Source organism: Acinetobacter puyangensis (genome assembly GCF_900096995.1).
GTDB lineage: Bacteria > Pseudomonadota > Gammaproteobacteria > Pseudomonadales > Moraxellaceae > Acinetobacter > Acinetobacter puyangensis.
The window spans coordinates 839076-858767 of record NZ_OANT01000001.1 but is presented as its reverse complement, the minus strand read 5'-3'; the positions used below and the strand labels follow the sequence as shown (position 1 = coordinate 858767).

Sequence of the window (19692 nt, the reverse complement as noted above, 5' to 3'; positions counted from 1 at the left end):
GGCATACACCGCTTAGAAAAACCCATACATATTAAATGGCGTTTCATAATAGTTCACGGTGGCATACACCGCTTAGAAATAACTTTTCAGCAGAAAAAAACAAGGATAGTGGTTCACGGTGGCATACACCGCTTAGAAACTGATTCCAAGCCCAATCTGGTGAAATCAAATCGTTCACGGTGGCATACACCGCTTAGAAACAGTTCTTTACGGATATTTTCAACAATGCCGTGTTCACGGTGGCATACACCGCTTAGAAATAGGGCAATCACAACGATTGCAATAATTACAAGTTCACGGTGGCATACACCGCTTAGAAAAATCATGCGGTTGATTCATCTCACTGGAGAAAGTTCACGGTGGCATACACCGCTTAGAAAAGACACCACCAGTGTCGATGTATGCTGTGGTGGTTTACGGTGGCATACACCGCTTAGAAATTTGTCTGCATCAATGATCAATGCTTTGTTTGGTTCACGGTGGCATACACCGCTTAGAAACTTACTTACATCAAAAGCACCAGATTTAGTTTCGTTCACGGTGGCATACACCGCTTAGAAAATGCGAGCAGGGGAGTTAATGGGGCTTGAATGGTTCACGGTGGCATACACCGCTTAGAAATTTGATTCCTTTACTGTTATTGTTGTAATTGAGTTCACGGTGGCATACACCGCTTAGAAAATTTAAGTAATTTTCCATACGTTTTGATAAGTGTTCACGGTGGCATACACCGCTTAGAAAACAAGGCATGGCGATTGATTTTGAATCAGCTGGTTCACGGTGGCATACACCGCTTAGAAAACCACCCGTTCGCGTAGTGATTGCTGATGTTGGTTCACGGTGGCATACACCGCTTAGAAATTTACGGGATAGAGCATCTTAAAAGCGTCGTGGTTTAGGTGGCATACACTGCTTAGAATCCTTAAAAATTCTTTACTCTACCGCATAGGTCGCTTACAAAGATGTAAAACTTCATCAAGACAACCTAATAATCCTTAAGATCATAGGCTGTCTTGATGTTATCAAACAAAAATTATTCAATACTTAAAGTTTCATGCTTACACCAATTTGAAATCCACGCCCGGGAAGTGGTGCAATATATTTTAATGGTGAATTTTGTGGTCGGGCATCTTCATCTAACAAATTTGAACCATTTAAAAACACATCAAAATCTGCATTATGTAGTTTTAAATGTTTACGAATTTGTAGATCAACCATGTTATATGCAGGTAAAGGAATTTCCTGAGATACATTTTTACCCAGATACTGAGGTTTATCATAATAAATACTGGATAATCGGGCCGACCAATCATTTTTCTCCCATTCAATATTTGCCCCATAACGGTTGGTCGGCATATTCGGTAAATAATTGCCGTCATTAAACAGGCTATATTGATTCGGATTAAGGTTCTTGTTTTTGACTAAATCTGCAAAAGCAGAAAGAATCAAATTGCCATAATAGTTTAAATCAACTTTTTGTTTGACATCAATTTCAAAACCAGTAATTTCAGTATCTACCTGTGTCCAATATTTGAGCGGCAAGCGATTTGCTGTTTGTAAACCTGAATGGGTCAGATATAGATAATTATCATATTTCATCTTATAAACAGTCGCCTCAAAATTGAAATCCTTATAATGAATCAACCCTGATAATTCTAGATTCTTAGATTTTTCTTCTTTAAGATTTTGATTCCCTTCTTCTTGTAGCATAATCGAATAATGCGCATTACTTGCATATAACTCATTAATTTCCGGCGCTCTTTCCGAAACCGAATAACGTAATTTTACGTCCGATTAAATCATTAAATTTTAGATATGATCCAACATTAAAACTATCCAGATTAAATTTACGATCCTTTAATTCTACATTGGGTGAATTTCTGGACGTCTTAAAATCACTGTCCTGAACTTTATGCTCTACCCGCTCTGTACGATAGCCTGCGTCTAATTCTAACCAGTTAAAGTCCAACTTTTCTTTAATAAATATTGCCTGCGTTTGTGTGTTGAGATCAGGTAGATAACGTAACTCCCCCTGCCCTTTAACTTTGCGATCGACGTAATTCAATCCAATAAAACCACTTAACAATTTCATCGGTTGATGTTTGAGTAATAACTCTGCCTGTTGCGTATCAAATTTATAGCGATTGGCAATTTCTGCCCCTAAATATTCACTAGAAGTGTTGATCAATTTATTGGTGTTAAACTGGATTTGGTTTAAAAAAGGTGATTCAAAATTTAACTGGCTTTGTAGTGTATATTTTCGTTGGTCAGTTTTGACACCAACGGGCAATCCATCATCATAATGGGCTTGAAATGATTTATTTTCCAGCGAAAATCCCGGTACCCCATATTCACTTTTTTTCGAATCCGCACTGATACCAATATAGCCGCGATCAAATAAATAAGTGCTCCCAATGGCATAATGCTGATTTTCAAAATAACTATTCCCCAGTTTATTTTTATAGTCGGGTGTCACATCTCTATTGATTTTATTTTGAGTATATTTGGGTGTATCCGGAACATAATCAGGGTTTTCCGGATTGATATAGTTTTTACCACTCCAAACAGAAGTGGGTTGATCGGTATAAAATGAAAATGTACCATCTGCCCAGTCTGGATTTTCTGTCATAAATTGATCAATATAAGGCTGTGAAGCAGTGTTATATACCTGTTGAACCCGCGCTTCTTTTTGGCAGGCATCAGCCAATGCAGTATTGGTGCCCCCACTGACAGGAAATAAAGCAGTATTACATACGCTTGCTTTGCTATTTCCGGGAATTTTATAAGAAGAAATATCCTGCGTAGAAAACAAAAAATTGGTCGAAAAATTATGCTGATTATTTAAATTAAGCTTAAACCCCTTGGCATTAAAATCATTCCAGCCTTTTTTTGCCACTACTTCCAGATTGGCATTTTTATCCGACATATCCATATCAATCAAGCCTGTATCAATATTGACACTTCCACCAATGGCATTACCGCCATAACGCACACTATCTGACGATTTATTGACTGTGATGGTTTGGCTAAACAAAGGATCAAAAGGAATGCTAATATCACCGCTGATAGCATTCATACCATAGATTGATGCGCCATCTTCCAGAATTTGTACACGATTCCCACTTAAACTTCGGATGACTGGTGCTCCTGCATTTGGACCAAAAGCACTGCTTTGTACGCCAGAGATATGTTTTAGTGCATCTCCCAAAGTTTTATTATCTGCATTCCGGTTTTCAACCTTTACCACATTGTCCACCAAAGTAAGTTGTTCTGCATTAACCTGAATCAGCGGTAGAGAAATAATTTCTTCTGTTTCAGAAGCATGTGCATGATGGATTGACAGTAAAATTGCAATGGATAAAGCATGAGGGCGCACAGTAATCTCCTATTTATACTAATTGTTATGTTATAATATTACATTATGTTATACAACTGTTATTCTACTGTGTATCAGGCATCGACCATTCGCGTTACAGATACACTGGCTTATTACGGCTGCTTTAGATGCCTATGCAGGCGAACGGCATATTTATAAAAGACTAATGCAAAAATAGCGCGAACGTTTATTGATATTTATTTTCTTGGATTATTTATAAAATGATGGAAACCAATTTTCATTTTAGATCATTGGCCCCATCATTTTTGTTTAAATCATTTCTATAGATATATGAGACTAAATATTATAGAAATCAGATATATTCTTATATGCTATATACCATTGATTATCCATTCACAATCGTTCCACCATTGACATGAATGACTTGTCCGCTAATATAACTGGCATCATCAGAACATAAAAATAAATAGGCTGGCGCAACCTCGCTGGGTTGCCCCATTCTTCCCATCGGAGTATCTTTCCCAAATTGTGCAACAGTTTCAGCATCAAAAGTACTTGGAATTAAGGGTGTCCAGATCGGCCCGGGAGCAACGCCATTCACACGTATACCTTTTTTCTGTTTCATCAGATTATTGGAAAGGCTACGAGTAAATGTGGTAATGGCACCTTTTGTACTGGAATAATCAATGAGCGCATCATTTCCCTGATAGCTGGTAATACTGGTACTATTAATGATGCTATCGCCCTCATGTAAATGCGGTAGAACATACTTGGTTAAATAAAATATCGAAAAAATATTAGTATGAAAAGTTTTGGCTAATTGCTCATCGCTAATGTCTGTCAGATCAGATTGAGGATATTGCACCCCAGCATTATTAATTAAGATGTTAATTTTACCAAATACCTTGATTACCTCCTCCACATGCTTTTCAGCGGTTTGGCTATTGCTCAGGTCGCCTTTTAACAATAAACATTTACGCCCCTCTTTTTCTACCCATTGTTTGGTTTGTTCTGCATCTTCCTGCTCTTCTAGATAAATAATTGCAACATCTGCCCCTTCCCGAGCAAATAATACGGCAACCGAACGACCTATCCCACTATCACCCCCACTAATCAACACCACTTTATCTTTTAACTTGTCACTTCCCCGATGCGAAGCTTTAATAATTTCTGGTTCAGGATCCATTTTGTCCTGTAGACCTGGTTGATGAGTTTGATGTTGTTTTGGTGGTACTGAAGGATATTGATTCTCTTGATTTAAATTGACCATTTTATATTTACCTTAATCTATAAAAATAGGGTCTATTTAAAGTAGCAAAAAAAATCGTCTTATGTTTTTTATAAATGTTTTATCAAGTAATCTTATATAAATAAAATATAATGATATGTGACATAAACGATATTTTTGCAACATTAATTTTCTCCACCAACAATAAATGCATTAATAATGCTTAAATTTCAAAAATATAGATAAATATATTAAATTGAAAAATTACATTGTTGTCTTTTTTAACATATATTTAGTAACATCTTAAGTGAATAACAAACAACAGAATTGACATATATTCACCTAAAAAAATATTCACAACCTATATTGTAACAACATATAGGTTTATATTCATAAAAATGCCATTTATATTTAAGTTATTGAGCAATTTATTATGGTTCAATTTTAATAAATCAAGGAGTAAAGAAATGACAAATTCTCATATTGATTCAAATAAATTAAATCCAGATTCAGACAAAGAAGCATTAACCCCGGAACAACGTGATGCATTAAATGCTGATCCGATAACCGATGAACCTGGTTCTCATCCTGTCGGAACTGGTATAGGCACTGCTTTTGGAGCATCAGCAGGCGCAGCAATAGGCTTGGCCGGTGGTCCAGTAGGTGCTGTGATCGGTGGTATTGCAGGTGGTATTGCGGGTGCGTTGGCAGGTCATAATACTGCGGAGAAATTTAATCCAACGATTGAAGAAGCGTATTGGCGTGATACTTATACCAAACGGCCTTACTACCAATCCGCTGCCGAAAAATATGGTACACTGGATTATGACCAAGACTATGGTTCAGCTTATCGTTTGGGTTATGAATCTCGCATTCATTCACCTGATTATAATTTTGAAGATATCGAACCTGAACTTGCCACAAAATGGGAGCAAGCGAAAAATAATTCCCGTTTAAACTGGGAAGAAGCGCGTGAAGCCACGCATGATAGCTGGAATCGAGTCAATGGTTATCTCAATACCGCAGATGGTGATCCAGAAGATATTTATTGGCGGGAAAATTATATTTATACCCCTTATTATCGTCGTAATCAGGAAGTATATGGCGATTTAGATTATGATCGGGATTATCGAAATGCCTATCAATTCGGTTATGAAAACCGTCCGAATTATGATAAGAGTAAAAAATTTGAAGACGTAGAAAATGATTTATCCAGCAAATGGGAACAATTTAAAGGCGAATCGCGTTTAAAATGGGAACACGCAAAATATGCAGTGCGTGATGCATGGAATCGCTGGACCAATTAAATACAGATCAATTCGAGATTAAAGATAGAGAAAATACCCTGAAAATTAATTTTCAGGGTATTTTTATTAAATGATAAAATTTATTTAAGCCGGAATACTTTTAACCACTTCCTCTCTTGACCAGACACGATGATGACGAATACGCTCTGTTAATTCCTTTTTAACAGCAGTAAATTTATCCGCACTCAATACGCCTTCATCCACCTCTAAATCCAAAATTTCAGTTAAGCCAGATTTATCACCCAGTAAAACAATCGGCTTAAGATGTTTATAGGCTTCAAGAATATAATGCTTGGCAACCCCATCTTTTTGCACTTTATCCAGATTATCACCATCCACAACGATAACAGCATCATAGGTAATCGAAGGCTCAGCCTTTTGCATCCCATCTGACGCAACCAGTTGCCCGTTTACATCTTTTACTGGTGCAGGTAAAGGTGTTAATACATGGGCGACGGCATGCTCCTGTGCTGCCCAGTCTTTAATCGCTGCAATATTGTCGGGATTTACACCATCATGAACCAATACCGCAATTTTTCTGGCGACAATATCTTCCGGTATAAACGCCAGCATGGAAAGTTTTTTAGATTTTTCTGCAACTTTAGGCAAAGTCTGGTCAGTCTCAACTTCAATTCCCAGATTATCCCCAACCTGTTTAGCCAAATCCAGATCAATCTGCGCCAAAACCTCCTGCACTTCTCTTTCCCGAATATGTTGACGCTGCACTTTGCTCAATTCAAAAGTATAGGCATCGACAACATGGCTTTGTTCATGTGGCGCTAGACTTTGATAATACAAACGTGCCTGAGAAAAATGATCGGCAAAAGATTCACTTCTCTGGCGAATTTTATGACCATCAATGCGCTCCTGATAACTTTCAAAACCGCCATTTTTTTCGGCTGGTGGAGTTTCAACCGGCCAGTTATTATCAATCGAATTTGGTTGATAAGATGCTTGTCCTTTGTGAATAGTAGTTTGATGTATGGCATCCCGTTGCTGATTATGAAATGGACATACCGCTTTATTGATTGGAAGTTGATGAAAATTAGGTCCGCCCAATCGACTGATTTGCGTATCTGTATAGGAAAATAAACGCGCCTGGAGTAAAGGATCATTACTAAAATCGATACCCGGAACGATATGTCCTGGACAAAATGCAATCTGTTCAGTTTCAGCAAAGAAATTATCGACGTTACGATTCAGTACAAATTTGCCGATGGGAATCACAGGCACCAATTCTTCCGGAATGATTTTGGTCGGATCAAGAATGTCAAAATCAAAATCCATTTCGTTTTCTTCTTCGACAATTTGTATACCGAGTTCCCATTCCGGATAAAAGCCATTTTCAATCGCTTCATACAGATCTCGTCTATGGAAGTCCGGATCTTTTCCTGCCAGTTTTTGTGCCTCATCCCAGACCAAAGCAGCTAATCCCTGTTTTGGCGTCCAATGGAATTTTACAAAACGACCTTTGCCCTGTGCATCAATCAAACGAAAGGTATGTACCCCAAAACCCTGGATCGAACGCAAATTTCGTGGAATCGCACGATCCGACATCGCCCACATCACTGCATGCGCAGATTCCGGTACCAAAGAAACGAAATCCCAGAAAGTATCATGTGCTGAAGCACCAGTAGGCACTTCAGTATGTGGTTCCGGTTTTACCGCATGCACAAAATCGGGAAATTTAATACCGTCCTGTATAAAAAATACCGGTGCATTATTTCCGACCAGATCAAAACTTCCTTCCTGTGTATAGAATTTAATGGCAAAACCACGGATATCTCGTACTGTATCAGCAGAACCACGTGGTCCCTGTACAGTTGAAATACGGACAAAAACCGGTGTTTGAATATCTGGATCAGTTAGGAATCCAGCTTTGGTAAATTTTTCATTGCCCGCATAGGCTTGGAAATATCCATGTGCCCCGACACCACGCGCATGTACGATGCGTTCCGGAATACGCTCATGGTCAAAATGAGTAATTTTTTCTCTTAGAATAAAATCCTCAAGTAAAGTTGACCCACGTGTACCCGCCCTTAAACTATTTTGATTATCAGAAATCTTGACGCCTTGATTGGTGGTCAATGCCTGATGCGAAGCATCACTACGAAATTGATCTAACTGATCCGATTTCAGACTATGGTTTTCTTTATCCGGAGAATCTGTTCCAGCGACTTCACTTGCATTGTTCTGTTTTGACTGATGCTTACTCATATGGCTACCTTCATAATTGGCTATACGTTAAAAATTCAGATTTAAAGCTGGATTAAGTGTGGAAAGAGTAATGTGGTATAAACCTGGGCACTCCATAAACCCATCTTTTGATGATGTGCATGTGGCGCAAGATAAGGAATCAATTGCGCCATCTTGCATGAAATATCGGGTGAATGATTAATAATTGATTGTCTCTTGTCATGCTCTAACTGTGAAAAATAATCAAAACTGAATGTACTCATTTCGTGTAAATGGTGAGCTGTGTGCTGGTGAGAAAGCGTTCTAAATCTGGAAGGAAAATCCCCTCGAATCCAATCATAAATAATTTGTCTTTCTGCTAGATTAAATACTCCGAACATGCGTCCACTTTCGCTATGGATTAATCTCCAGAAACGACTTTCTTCCGGATCACTACCAAATTTGATCCATTCTGATTCGGCTAAATATTCAATAAATAATTCGACTTGCTCTGGGCTGGAAAGCCATTCGTTCACAGTCTTATAATGAAAAATACATTTATTATTATGAATAAGTGATCCGGTCACGGCTTTTTTCTTTAAAATTTTATGCACAAAATTATTCAGATTCAACTCACGAATAATTTGAGTACTGCCAATTCCCAATTGATTGAGTGCATAACCCTGCTTGAGCTTTTGATAAAAACTTTCCTGATCTTCATATTTAGAAGCAAATTTCTCAACCATTTTAATGGAACGATCCGCATGACCATTATCCAAATTATCAATGGTAATATGCAGGTTAAAATAAGATGAATCAATTCCCAATTCGGCAAGTTCAAAATTGGTAATTAATAAGTGTAGTGGTAGCTGCTCATATTCAAGATTATATCCCATAATTTCTGGTAAAAATTCCGCAGGTGCGTAACCTAAAGCCAGCTGTATCGCAGCCTGTTGATAATATTCATCTTCAAGATATAAGTTCCACTCATCAAGGCCCAAACATTTTAAAAGATGATGATATAAACATACGTGGTTGGCGGTCGCTTTCCCTGTCCCTAGTTCTTCAAGATAAATCAAAATCAAATCATGTAAATCTTCATTATTCCAGTAATTAACTGCACTATATAACCATGCACCATCGACCTGTTTAAGCGGTGCAATTTTGGTTAAAAACTCAAATGCCTGCCCTGTATTGGTAAAATATTGTCTTTTTCCACCATCTTTACGCATACCAAGATAATTTTGATATGCTTCACGAGTTACTTTATTTTCTTGTTCAAACCACGTTCTTAATTGATCCAATGAAGGGAATTGTAAATTTTTCATATTAACTTTATCAAGTTCTCGCAGCAGAAAACTTTTCGATTTTATATTTTTATCTTCAATCGAAATATCTCCATCAAGAAAAAAATTAACCAATTCATAGTAATTTTCAGGCACTTCCCGTAATAGTTTTAATAATCTTTCTTTTGCAATTGTTGGCATTTTAACTTCCTTATAAGTTCATATTTAAGTTATTTATATTAAATGTACTAATTTATTTTATAGGATAACTTTGTAAAGTTAAGTATCCAAAATTACATTCAAATGTAAACAATCTAACTTTCAATTGATTATAAAGCCAATATTTTACAATGAAACATTTAGAATCATTATAAAGTAAAATTATAATTTGACTCATCATAAAATTAAATTTAAAACACTATATTGATAACTTTTTTTAAAAATAACTGAATAAAATTGAAATAGATTAAGTGAGACTAAACATGTTTGAAGAACAATGTGGTAATATGATGAGTAATTCAAATCAAAATTAACAAAAAACCTATTCCAAATCAACAGGGTGAAGAACCCTGTAGTCCAGATCATTCTGGTCATCAACCACAACAAAATGATCAACAATCGACTCAAGGAGATGATAAAACAGAAAAATTAAATCAGCGTGATCTGTAACAGAATTAATTAGGTTATGAACAGGCCAATAGTTTCATCTCGAGTCCTTAATTAGCGCTATAGCATATAATCAAGCTAAAAATATCGTATAAAATACTTAAAAATTAAATTTCTTTTTTAGGTCTAATCCTAAAATTAAAGGTTAAATCTTTATTTTTTTATAATATTTATTTATGCTAGTCCAATACAAAATTGAGTAATTATTAAAATGGATCTTTTTAAAATATTTATTTACGATACTTCTTTTGATTTTATGCTGGAAATACTCATCCGATGTACAGTCATGTTTATTCTTGTGCTTATATTCCTACGTATTTCGGGAAAACGAGGCATCAGGCAACTTTCTATATTTGAACTTGCTATTATTTTATGCTTAGGTTCTGCGGCTGGCGATCCAATGTTTGTGAAAGATGTTCCGATTATTCAAGCCTTTTTAGTCATGTGCAGCATTATTATATTATATCGTATGACCACATGGCTGATGATGAAAAATAAAAGAATAGAAAAATTGTTAGAAGGTGAACCTTTATATATTGTAGAAAATGGTATGTTAGTGATCTCAGATGTCAAAAAAGAAAAATATTCTCATGATGAGTTTTTTGCGGAAATGCGCCAACAACATACCGAACATTTAGGGCAAGTAAAATATGCGTTATTAGAGACAGATGGATGTTTAAGTATTCTTTTTTATTCCCCTGAAGATACTCGTTGGGGATTGCCTTTATTTCCTAAATCTTATTTTGTCGCAACAGATTATGAAAAAGAATTATTTTATTCCTGTATGTACTGTGGAATGACTCAGTATTTGCAGCAACTTGATCAGGTTTGTTCACGCTGTGATCATGCACAATGGGCAAAATCATTTAATTGTCCACATGCCTAGATATTGAGCTAGACATGTAGAATAAAACAGATTAAGTCGTTTTCCCGTTGACAAAATACTCGACTATTTTCTCTGCATGATTTATCGATGGAGAAGCAGATATTAAGTCTTGATTTACCTGATCTGGCAATTTATTCTCGGTCACCACTAGAGGCGGTAATCTGCGCGTTCCCCCGGTAGTAATTTTCTCTACAAATCCTGCCAACCATAAAATAAATTCCTGGGAATTTTTAAATTTTGGGATCAAGCTTAAATCCAGTTTAATTTGACTTTGCGATCCACTCATTATCAATGTATCGAAGTCAATACGATTGTATAAGAGTTTTAATTCGCTACCTTTAATTTCATTTCTGATCTCAATCATTAATGTATTGAGATCTGTATGAGTTTCACCTATAAACCCCTTGTTTTTTTCAAGTTTTTTATAAACTTTTTCTGCTACTCTTAAATATTGTGGCATTTTCTTAACCCTAGAATTATAAAGTCAAAATGGAGTATGAATGACTTTAAGTAATTAAATGTTAGTATTTTTGTAATTATTATTTAAAATAAAACATCATTGTTACACATTAATTACAATACATGCCTATAGACAAGATTCCTACCACATTATTTCTTTCAACAAGCCATTTTTATCAATATAAATAATTTTAAAAATAAAGCCAGCTTTATCATAAAAAGCTGGCTTTATTTTAACAAAATCTATAGCTTATAACTATATGCCTTGTTTTAAGGGGTCGAATTTGTTGATGTCGTCCCAGTTGTTGTGGTATCACCTAATGCTGTCGGAGATACTTCATCAGCCACCTCACCAGCACGAGGCGCATCACTATTATGTACTGGCGCTTGGACATTCGGTGTGCCAGCATCGTTGCTATTTTCCTCATGAAGTGTATGCGGAGTAGTCGTTTCAGGTTCATTGACTGGATCATGATTTTTTCTATCCTGACATGCAGTCAACCCCATGATCAACCCAATACTTAATATAGGAATAATTTTAAACATATAAAACCTCACAAAATAGAGTTAAACTGTTATTTTTAATTTAAAGTAGATTTCTGAATTAAAATACCATAGAGATGTTTCAATATCTTATAATGTACCCAATATATTTTACCACCCACCACAAACTCATGATTTAAAACAAAATACTAAACCCGACAAATTACCAATCCGTTTAATTTCTTTACAACAACTTACTATTTTAAAGTAATTATTGCGTATAAATATCCTCTCTACAGTACAATTTCTGATTTTTATTCGAGTTAATAAGATAAAAAATTTAAATATTCTTCACTCAATTTCTATAGTATAAAATTATTTTTAGAAATTACATCTCGTTATTTAAGTTACAAATCACTCTATTTATCACTAAAATTATTTACTTAGTATATGGCATACATTGTTAATATTAAATTAATATATGTGTAGATCATATTTTTGACTTAACAATATGTATTCTAAAATAATATGAGAGTTTAAATGACAAATTTTAAAACGATTTTAATGAAATTTGAGCAGGAACAATGTTTTTCCCCCTTAAATTTATCTAATACCTTAAAAAAGCTGGTTTTATTTTCAGCAAAGATTCCACAGCCGGGCAGTGGCCAAACCTACCAGCGTTGGCAAATTCTGGCAAATCTTGCAGCCACTGACCTAACCTTAGCAAAATGGTTTGAGTCCCATCTGGATGCCTTAAGTATCCTGCATGAATTAGGACATGAAGTTGATCCCCATAAGTTATGGGCCGTCTGGGCAGCCGAAGGTGGTCCCAATCCGATCAGGTATCATGATGGATATTGTGCTGGAATAAAACCATGGTGTTCTGCGGCAGCACTGGTCGATTATGGCTTAATGACTTATCGGGACCAGAATGATCAATCACAATTGTGTATTCTCGACATGCAGCAATCCACCATCAATTTTAATGATGAAGATTGGCATGCTATAGGAATGCAAGCGACCCAAACCGCAAAAATCAGCTTGCAACATACTGCGGTAAAAAATGTTGGAGAACCGCAACAATATTTAACTCGAGCCGGTTTCTGGCATGGTGCTGCGGGTGTGGCGGCTTGTTGGTATGGAGCAACTGTACGTTTAGCAGACTTTCTACAGCAGGCTTGTCAGGAAAAATCTAATCCGTTTCGCATGATGTATTTGGGCAAAGTCAGTCAGACACTTGCGGTGACCCGACAATATTTTAAAGATGTTGCCCAACAGATTGATCAATTCCCCGATGAAAACCACGAATTTAAAATCCGAATTTTACGCGCTCAGACCGAACTTGCAGCACTCATTGTACTCGAACAAGTCGGACAAGCCTTAGGGGCAAAACCTTATTGTGAAAATGCCATTTTTGCCCGATTAGCTGCGGACTTACCGGTTTTTATTCGCCAGAGTCACGCTGCTTTCGATCTGGAACGTATCGGTCAACTTGCCTTAGAGGAGACATCTACATGGACTCTATAAAACATGAGATTGTCGATGACCGGATTATTTATGGTAATGGCACGGATAAACAAAGCTGGCTCGACTGGAAAAACCTGTCTGAATTACCCCAACTTGATATTACACAATGGGTATCTGAATATAAAAGAGTGGTTATTGTCGCCCCACATCCCGATGATGAAATTCTAGGCTGTGCAGGATTATTACAACAGCTTGCTGCATTCAATCTTGAGATTCTTCTACTCGCTGTGACCAATGGAACGCAAAGCCACCCACAATCCAGTCGCTATTCTACACAACACTTAAATCATATACGTCCGCAGGAATCACTGGCTGCGTTAAATGTGCTGGGTCTAGGTGGTCGTGTTCAGCGCATTGCATTGAATTTAGAAGATGGTCAGGTGCATGCGCAGCAAAAGCAGCTCTATGATGCTTTAACGGCACAGATCAGCAATGAGGATTTACTCATTTGTACCTATGCAAAAGATGGCCACCCTGATCATGAAACCACAGGACAAGTCGTTCAAACTTTTGCTAATCAACAGCATCTACCCTGTTATCAGGTATTGATCTGGGCTTGGCATTGGGCCAGTCCAAATGATCCTCGCATTAACTGGCAACAGGCATGGCAACTCATCCTTACCCCTGCTCAACTTGAATTAAAACGTCAGGCCATTGCGTGTTTTAAAAGCCAGACCGAAGCAGATAGCAGCATAAACCAACCGCCTATTTTGTCAGCCTCCACCATTGAACGTATTTTACAGCCACGTGAGGTCTATCTTTATGCAGGATAAATTAGCTTATTTTGATCGCCTGTATCATGATAATACAGATCCGTGGGGCTATGCCCAGCGCTGGTATGAACAGCGTAAACGACAAATTTGTCTGGCTGTACTGTTAAAGCCGATGTACCAGCATATTCTGGAAATTGGCTGTTCCAATGGTTTTTTTAGTCAATATCTGGCTGCTCATGGTCAGCAACTTACCTGTGTTGATGCCAATACCACCGCCATTCAACTTGCCAGCAATCGATTGAAACTTTTTAAACATGTACAAGTACTGCAAAAACAAATGCCTGAGCAATATCCAACCCAACCATTTGATCTGATTGTACTCAGTGAAATGGCTTACTATCTAACTGAATCTGAATTAATTCTGCTAATTAAAAAAATTCAGAACAGTATGCAGCAGACACAGGGCACCCTTTTATGCTGTCACTGGCGGCACCCTATTTCAGGTTTTGAACTCAATGGTGATCGGGTACATGAACTGATCCATCAACATTTAGAGATACCGCATTATTTAAGTTTAAATGATCCGGATTTTCTGGTGGATATCTGGACATATGAGCAAAACAGTCTGGCACAACAAGAGGAATTAATATGATTGGTATCGTGATTCCTGCGCATAATGAAGAAACAGATTTACCCGCCTGTATACACGCCATGCAAATCGCCATTGATGAAATTGGCTCACTCGCCATAGACGTCCGTATTCTGGTGGTATTAGATAATTGTACCGATCAATCCTTAAATATTATTCAACAGGCTGGTATCGATTATCTGCAATGTGATGCGCAATGTGTCGGTATCGCCCGTGATCTTGGTATACGTCAAATGATTGCAACAGGCGCACAATGGATTGCCTGTACCGATGCCGATAGTCGTGTTGATCGATACTGGCTGCAACAGCAATTACAGCATCAACCTACCGATGTCATCTGTGGCGTGATAGAACTGGATTGCTGGCAACACTTGAGTCAAACAGCCAGAAAAAAATATTTATCCCATTATCAGGACCGTATGGATCATCGCCATATTCATGGTGCAAATTTAAGTTTTAGTGCGACAGCCTATTTACAGGTCGGTGGTTTTGAAGCACTCACCTGTCATGAAGATGTAGGGTTGATTCAACGCTTTTTAGATGAGGAATATCAAATCATCTGGAGCAATCTAGTTCGGGTCACCACAAGCAGCCGTTTAAATGCACGTGCACCGAATGGGTTATCTGCATTTTTAAAGCAACTGGAAGCATAGTATAATCCCTATTCTTTCACTCTCTATACAAGTTAAAATTAGATTTTTTATTTCTTGAATAAATACTGCCATCAATACAAAAAATATTATACTGTTCTTAAATTTTCAGTTTTTAAATAAATTACAATCCATTGTTTTTAAATTAAAAATTTATTTATTCACAGGGAAAAAATCTATTAAGAAAACGGATTTTTTTCTATTCATTACTGCGGATTCAATGAGCATTTTCTCAGTTACAAAATTATTTTTCTACTTGCCAAAAAAGTGATGTACAACCTTGCAAATTGTGTATAATTCCGCCAAATAAAGCCTCTGTAGATTTGTAGCTAGTTCTATAAACATACAGAGGTTTTTTCTATGGATAGAGCTTTGGAATGGAATGCCCTGTACATTTAATGTGGTGGGACACAGATGATTTTTTCCAAAACAGCATTTTTCGATACCTCGACCGATCTCAATGCACAATGTTTATCAACCCGACTGAGTTTTTTCAGTCTAGGGCTCGGTACTGCTGCCTGGGCGCCACTCATTCCGTTTGCACAGCAAAGATTACATCTTAGCCATGCCGACTTTGGTCTATTGCTGCTGTGTATGGGCATCGGTTCCATGCTGGCCATGCCGGTGACTGGAAAATTGATCAAATATGTTGGTTGTAAAGCGATTATCGGTCTGGCAATCCTCGCCATTGCGCTTATTGTACCTTTATTGACGATTTTTAATACGGCCTTACTGATGGCTGCCCTGTTGTTTGTTTTTGGTGTTGTGGTTGGTAGTCTGGGCGTTGCCATTAATTTACAGGCGGTCATGGTAGAAAAAAATAGTCCCACTAGCCTGATGTCTGGTTTTCATGGTATGTGCAGTCTGGGCGGTTTAGCAGGTGTAATGCTGGTCACTGCTTTATTGTCCATCGGCATCTCACCGTTGATTAGTGCCTTTGCCATCAGTGCAATATTATTGGGTATTGGTATGCTGGCAGTACCGCATTGCCTGACAGAACTTATGGATGAACCTCCTGTAGATCCAGTGGCTGAAACAAAACCTGCTCAGCGCCTGCCTAGTCCGTATATTATTTTAATGGGTATCGTGTGTTTTATTGCTTTTCTGTCCGAAGGTGCAGCAATGGACTGGAGTGGAATTTATCTGATTAGTGAATTTGGCATCAATGCCTCTTTTGCAGGTCTAGCCTATACTTTTTTTGCCATCACCATGACTCTGGGACGTTTTACTGCGCAATACTGGCTAAGACTATGGGGTGAAAAAAATATTATTAGCTATAGTGCAGCAGGCGCAGCATTGGGTCTGGGAATCATCATTGCTGCACCACATTGGAGTGTGGCACTTCTAGGCTATGCCGTACTGGGTTTTGGTTGTTCCAATATTGTGCCAGTGATGTTTTCCCGTGTAGGTCGGCAGAACATCATGCCAAAAGCTGTGGCCTTATCTGTAGTGTCTACCATCGCCTATAGTGGTTCACTGAGTGGCCCTGCGCTGGTTGGCTTTTTAAGCGAAATGATTGGCTTAACTACCGTGTTTATGTTGATGGCAGTTTTACTGGTCAGTATTACCGTCCTAAATCGTTTTACTCAGGTAAAAGCCTGAAAATTATATCTAATTATGCCTTAAATTAAAAAACCAGTAACCGATGACAGTTACTGGTTTAATTATAAATATAATAACGATCTGAATGATACCGATCATGTCCTTTCAGATAACGGACAAATTTCAAATACCACCACATACTTAGAACACTATATGCGCTGTACGATGTATCGGCTGTTTAATGCAATGCTCAAATAATTGATGATTATGCATCAGATCCCATAGAAACTGATTTCGCCAGTCATTAATATCAAACTGATACAACCCCTTAATCAATTGTTGATAACGCTGTATACGTTCTGCTTTTGACATTTCCATCGCTGTCTTTAATGCTTCACGCATATCAACAGGATCAAGAGGATCGACAATCAGTGCAGCGGACATCTGTTCGGCAGCGCCTGCATATTTTGACAGAATCAATACGCCTGGATCCAAGGGATTCTGGGCAGCAATGTATTCTTTAGCCACCAAATTCATGCCATCACGTAATGAGGTCACCCAACACATATCGGCAGCACGATACACTTGCATCAATACATCATGTTCGATCACCTCTTGATGATAATCAATGGGTTGCCAATCATCACGAGAAAATTGTCGATTGATTCGTTCTACCTGCTGATTTAAAGAACGATTCAAATCCTGATACGCCTGAATATCCAGACGACATGGACAAGCAATCTGTAGAGCCGTCAGTTGGGTCTGATAGTGTGGATAATGAGTAAGAAAATCAGCTAGCGCATCAAAGCGTTGCAATAAACCTTTTGAGTAATCAATTCGCTCAACCCCGATTATGGTTTTTTGTGCCAAAGGTTTATTCAGCATAGCCTGCACCGACTGATCTGTTTTTATGCTCAGCTCCTGAATGGAATCTGGATGGATACCGATCGGATAACATTTTATCGTGGTTAAATGGCTTTTATAACTGATTAAATGTGCATTAATCTGCATGGCCTTTAACAAAGAGGTGCATACCTGCATACAGTTTTTCTGATCATTTTCGGTTTGTAAACCAATCACATCATAATCGTGTAAATCTTCAATCAATGCAGAAGCACGTGGCAACATTTGCCACATGTCAATTGGCGCAAATGGAATATGCAAAAAGAAACCAATCTTGTTATGCATGCCTAATTCGCGGCAATAACGGGCCATACTGAAAAAATGATAATCATGAATCCAGATCACATCATCAGGTTCAGCAATTTGCGCAAGTTTTTGTGCAAACAAATAATTGACCTGTTGATAAGCTTCGTATTCATCATTTTTAAATACAATCAAATCAGCTCGATCATGCATTGCAGGCCAAAGTGTATTATTGGCAAAGCCACAATAATACTTACGATAATGCACGTGTTGTAAAGGACAGGTAATATATTCTACTTGCCCACACTCGACATGCTCAAAAACCGAAGCCTGACCATCTTCAACTTGCGTACCATTCCAGCCTAGCCATACGCCGCCAATTTCATTTAAAGCATCATGAAGTGCCACAGCCAAACCACCAGCAGAAGGTTGATCCGAATGCGGTAAACTGACTCGGTTTGACACCACAATTAATTTAGACATATTGATTCTCCATTTACCAGTTGAGACTTTGTTATAAGGCGTGTAGCTAAAACTTCTGAAAATGACGCCAGAAAATCTGCGACTTTTTCAATATTCTCAAGCCTAAATCTAGCTTGAGTTTCTCCCTGTCCGACTTTTATACTGATGCCGTCCAGCCTATTTATTTTTATAAAACCTGTTTCATCGGTACGATCATCACCGATAAATATAGGTAAAACCTTCGGTATATTTAAATAATTTAAAATGGTTTGAATGGCTTCTCCTTTATCAGCCTGTTTTGGTAATAGCTCAAACACATATTTCCCTTGATTTAATTTCAAGGCAGAATAACGTTGCAGAAGCGTTTGCATAATCTGCTGTGCGATTTCTGCAAATTCAGGATATTGCCGATAATGCAAAGCTACAGCATATTTTTTATTTTCAATCAACAGCTCAGGAGAAGATTGACACAATACTTTTAATTCTTGCTGTATTTGTACAAAATCATCAGCCTGTACATCGGTTTGCAACGTCGTGGTTTGATCCATCTGAATTTCTAATCCATGCGTCCCTGCAATGGGCACTAGCATCGGACTAAACAGCTGTTGAGCAACCTGAACTGAACGACCTGTCACAGCAATAACAGGCACTTTATGCTGTAGAATCCGCTGAATCACCTCAAGCGTATTTTGTGGAATAAAGGTATCTTCAGGATCAAGCTGAAAATCTGCTAAAGTGCCATCGATATCAAGGAATAGACAATATTTATTTTGCTGGCTAGAAATAAAATCAACCAAATCATTCGGTGAACAATAATATGAATCATAAGATTGAAGATTTTTAACGTACTGGTTACCCATTATTAGAATCCTATTTCAACTTTATTTATTATCATTATATTAAGCAGATGATGATTTCAATCAGATTTATGATTAAGTCACCATAAGCATAAGTAAACTTACATCTTCACAATTTGAAATAAATTTATCATGTTTCATTTTATGACATAAACGATATTAAATAGATTGGTCTTGTAAGCTTTAGTTAAGTTCTAAAGAATTAATATATTGCGAATTTATTTTATATTATATATAAAATCATCATGTTATCACGCTATTATGATTTTCAGAAAAATCTAAATCAATATTGCTATTTTTAAGCTGCAATAAAAAACCG

At 37.4% G+C, this 19692-nt stretch carries 13 protein-coding genes, 3 pseudogenes and 1 CRISPR repeat array (1 of these 17 cut by a window edge); of the genes and pseudogenes, 8 read left to right on the top strand and 8 right to left on the bottom strand.

Annotated elements, in window-relative coordinates; all coding sequences use genetic code 11:
• Positions 1-861: a CRISPR direct-repeat array (repeat unit 28 nt; unit sequence GTTCACGGTGGCATACACCGCTTAGAAA); it reaches 5533 nt to the left of the window's first position.
• A 183-nt stretch (positions 862-1044) separates the two neighbouring features.
• Both CRO21_RS03970 and CRO21_RS03965 read right to left on the bottom strand, forming a co-directional pair.
• Positions 1045-3376, bottom strand: a pseudogene (locus CRO21_RS03970) (TonB-dependent receptor).
• Positions 3377-3722: 346 nt separating this feature from the next.
• A complete protein-coding gene (locus CRO21_RS03965; RefSeq protein WP_097078007.1) occupies positions 3723-4607 on the bottom strand; it encodes an SDR family oxidoreductase in 885 nt (294 codons plus the stop codon).
• Positions 4608-5032: 425 nt separating this feature from the next.
• Here CRO21_RS03965 and CRO21_RS03960 point away from each other — a divergent pair.
• Positions 5033-5569 (top strand): annotated as a pseudogene (locus tag CRO21_RS03960) (hypothetical protein); the annotation flags it as partial.
• Between the two features lie 33 nt (positions 5570-5602).
• A pseudogene (locus CRO21_RS17635) lies at positions 5603-5872 on the top strand (hypothetical protein); the annotation flags it as partial.
• Positions 5873-5956: 84 nt separating this feature from the next.
• Here CRO21_RS17635 and katE read toward each other — a convergent pair.
• Both katE and CRO21_RS03950 read right to left on the bottom strand, forming a co-directional pair.
• Complete coding sequence (gene katE / locus CRO21_RS03955) at positions 5957-8113, bottom strand: catalase HPII (RefSeq protein ID WP_228150359.1); 2157 nt, start codon at positions 8111-8113, stop codon at positions 5957-5959.
• A 17-nt stretch (positions 8114-8130) separates the two neighbouring features.
• Complete coding sequence (locus tag CRO21_RS03950) at positions 8131-9534, bottom strand: iron-containing redox enzyme family protein (protein WP_097078005.1); 1404 nt, start codon at positions 9532-9534, stop codon at positions 8131-8133.
• Positions 9535-10210: 676 nt separating this feature from the next.
• On the opposite strand from CRO21_RS03950, the gene CRO21_RS03945 reads away from it, so the two are divergent.
• Positions 10211-10885: a DUF421 domain-containing protein gene (locus tag CRO21_RS03945; RefSeq protein ID WP_097078004.1), complete on the top strand. Its 675-nt coding sequence runs from the start codon at positions 10211-10213 to the stop codon at positions 10883-10885.
• A 31-nt stretch (positions 10886-10916) separates the two neighbouring features.
• Here the strand turns inward: CRO21_RS03945 and CRO21_RS03940 are convergent, their stop codons facing one another.
• Complete coding sequence (locus CRO21_RS03940) at positions 10917-11345, bottom strand: hypothetical protein (protein ID WP_097078003.1); 429 nt, start codon at positions 11343-11345, stop codon at positions 10917-10919.
• 269 nt (positions 11346-11614) lie between these two features.
• Entirely contained in the window at positions 11615-11890 is a 276-nt protein-coding gene (locus CRO21_RS03935; protein ID WP_097078002.1) for a hypothetical protein, read from the bottom strand.
• Between the two features lie 477 nt (positions 11891-12367).
• Here CRO21_RS03935 and CRO21_RS03930 point away from each other — a divergent pair, with 477 nt between their 5' ends.
• From CRO21_RS03930 to CRO21_RS03910, 5 genes are all read left to right on the top strand, one after another.
• Positions 12368-13354: an acyl-CoA dehydrogenase gene (locus CRO21_RS03930; protein ID WP_097078001.1), complete on the top strand. Its 987-nt coding sequence runs from the start codon at positions 12368-12370 to the stop codon at positions 13352-13354.
• A complete protein-coding gene (locus CRO21_RS03925; protein WP_097078000.1) occupies positions 13342-14127 on the top strand; it encodes a PIG-L deacetylase family protein in 786 nt (261 codons plus the stop codon). Before CRO21_RS03930 ends, CRO21_RS03925 begins: the two co-directional genes overlap by 13 nt.
• Positions 14117-14719, top strand: coding sequence for a class I SAM-dependent methyltransferase (locus tag CRO21_RS03920; RefSeq protein ID WP_097077999.1), 603 nt, complete (start codon positions 14117-14119; stop codon positions 14717-14719). Before CRO21_RS03925 ends, CRO21_RS03920 begins: the two co-directional genes overlap by 11 nt.
• Positions 14716-15369 carry a glycosyltransferase family 2 protein gene (locus CRO21_RS03915; protein WP_097077998.1) on the top strand — a complete coding sequence of 218 codons (654 nt, stop codon included), beginning with the start codon at positions 14716-14718 and terminating at the stop codon, positions 15367-15369. Before CRO21_RS03920 ends, CRO21_RS03915 begins: the two co-directional genes overlap by 4 nt.
• Before the next feature lie 411 nt (positions 15370-15780).
• Positions 15781-16968 (top strand): MFS transporter, encoded by a 1188-nt coding sequence (locus tag CRO21_RS03910; protein WP_097077997.1) that lies wholly within the window; start codon positions 15781-15783, stop codon positions 16966-16968.
• Between the two features lie 141 nt (positions 16969-17109).
• Here CRO21_RS03910 and CRO21_RS03905 read toward each other — a convergent pair whose 3' ends face one another.
• Positions 17110-18537 carry an alpha,alpha-trehalose-phosphate synthase (UDP-forming) gene (locus CRO21_RS03905; protein WP_097077996.1) on the bottom strand — a complete coding sequence of 476 codons (1428 nt, stop codon included), beginning with the start codon at positions 18535-18537 and terminating at the stop codon, positions 17110-17112.
• Positions 18525-19376: a trehalose-phosphatase gene (gene otsB / locus CRO21_RS03900; RefSeq protein WP_097077995.1), complete on the bottom strand. Its 852-nt coding sequence runs from the start codon at positions 19374-19376 to the stop codon at positions 18525-18527. The genes CRO21_RS03905 and otsB overlap by 13 nt, the downstream gene beginning before the upstream one ends.
• Positions 19377-19692: the final 316 nt, after the last annotated feature.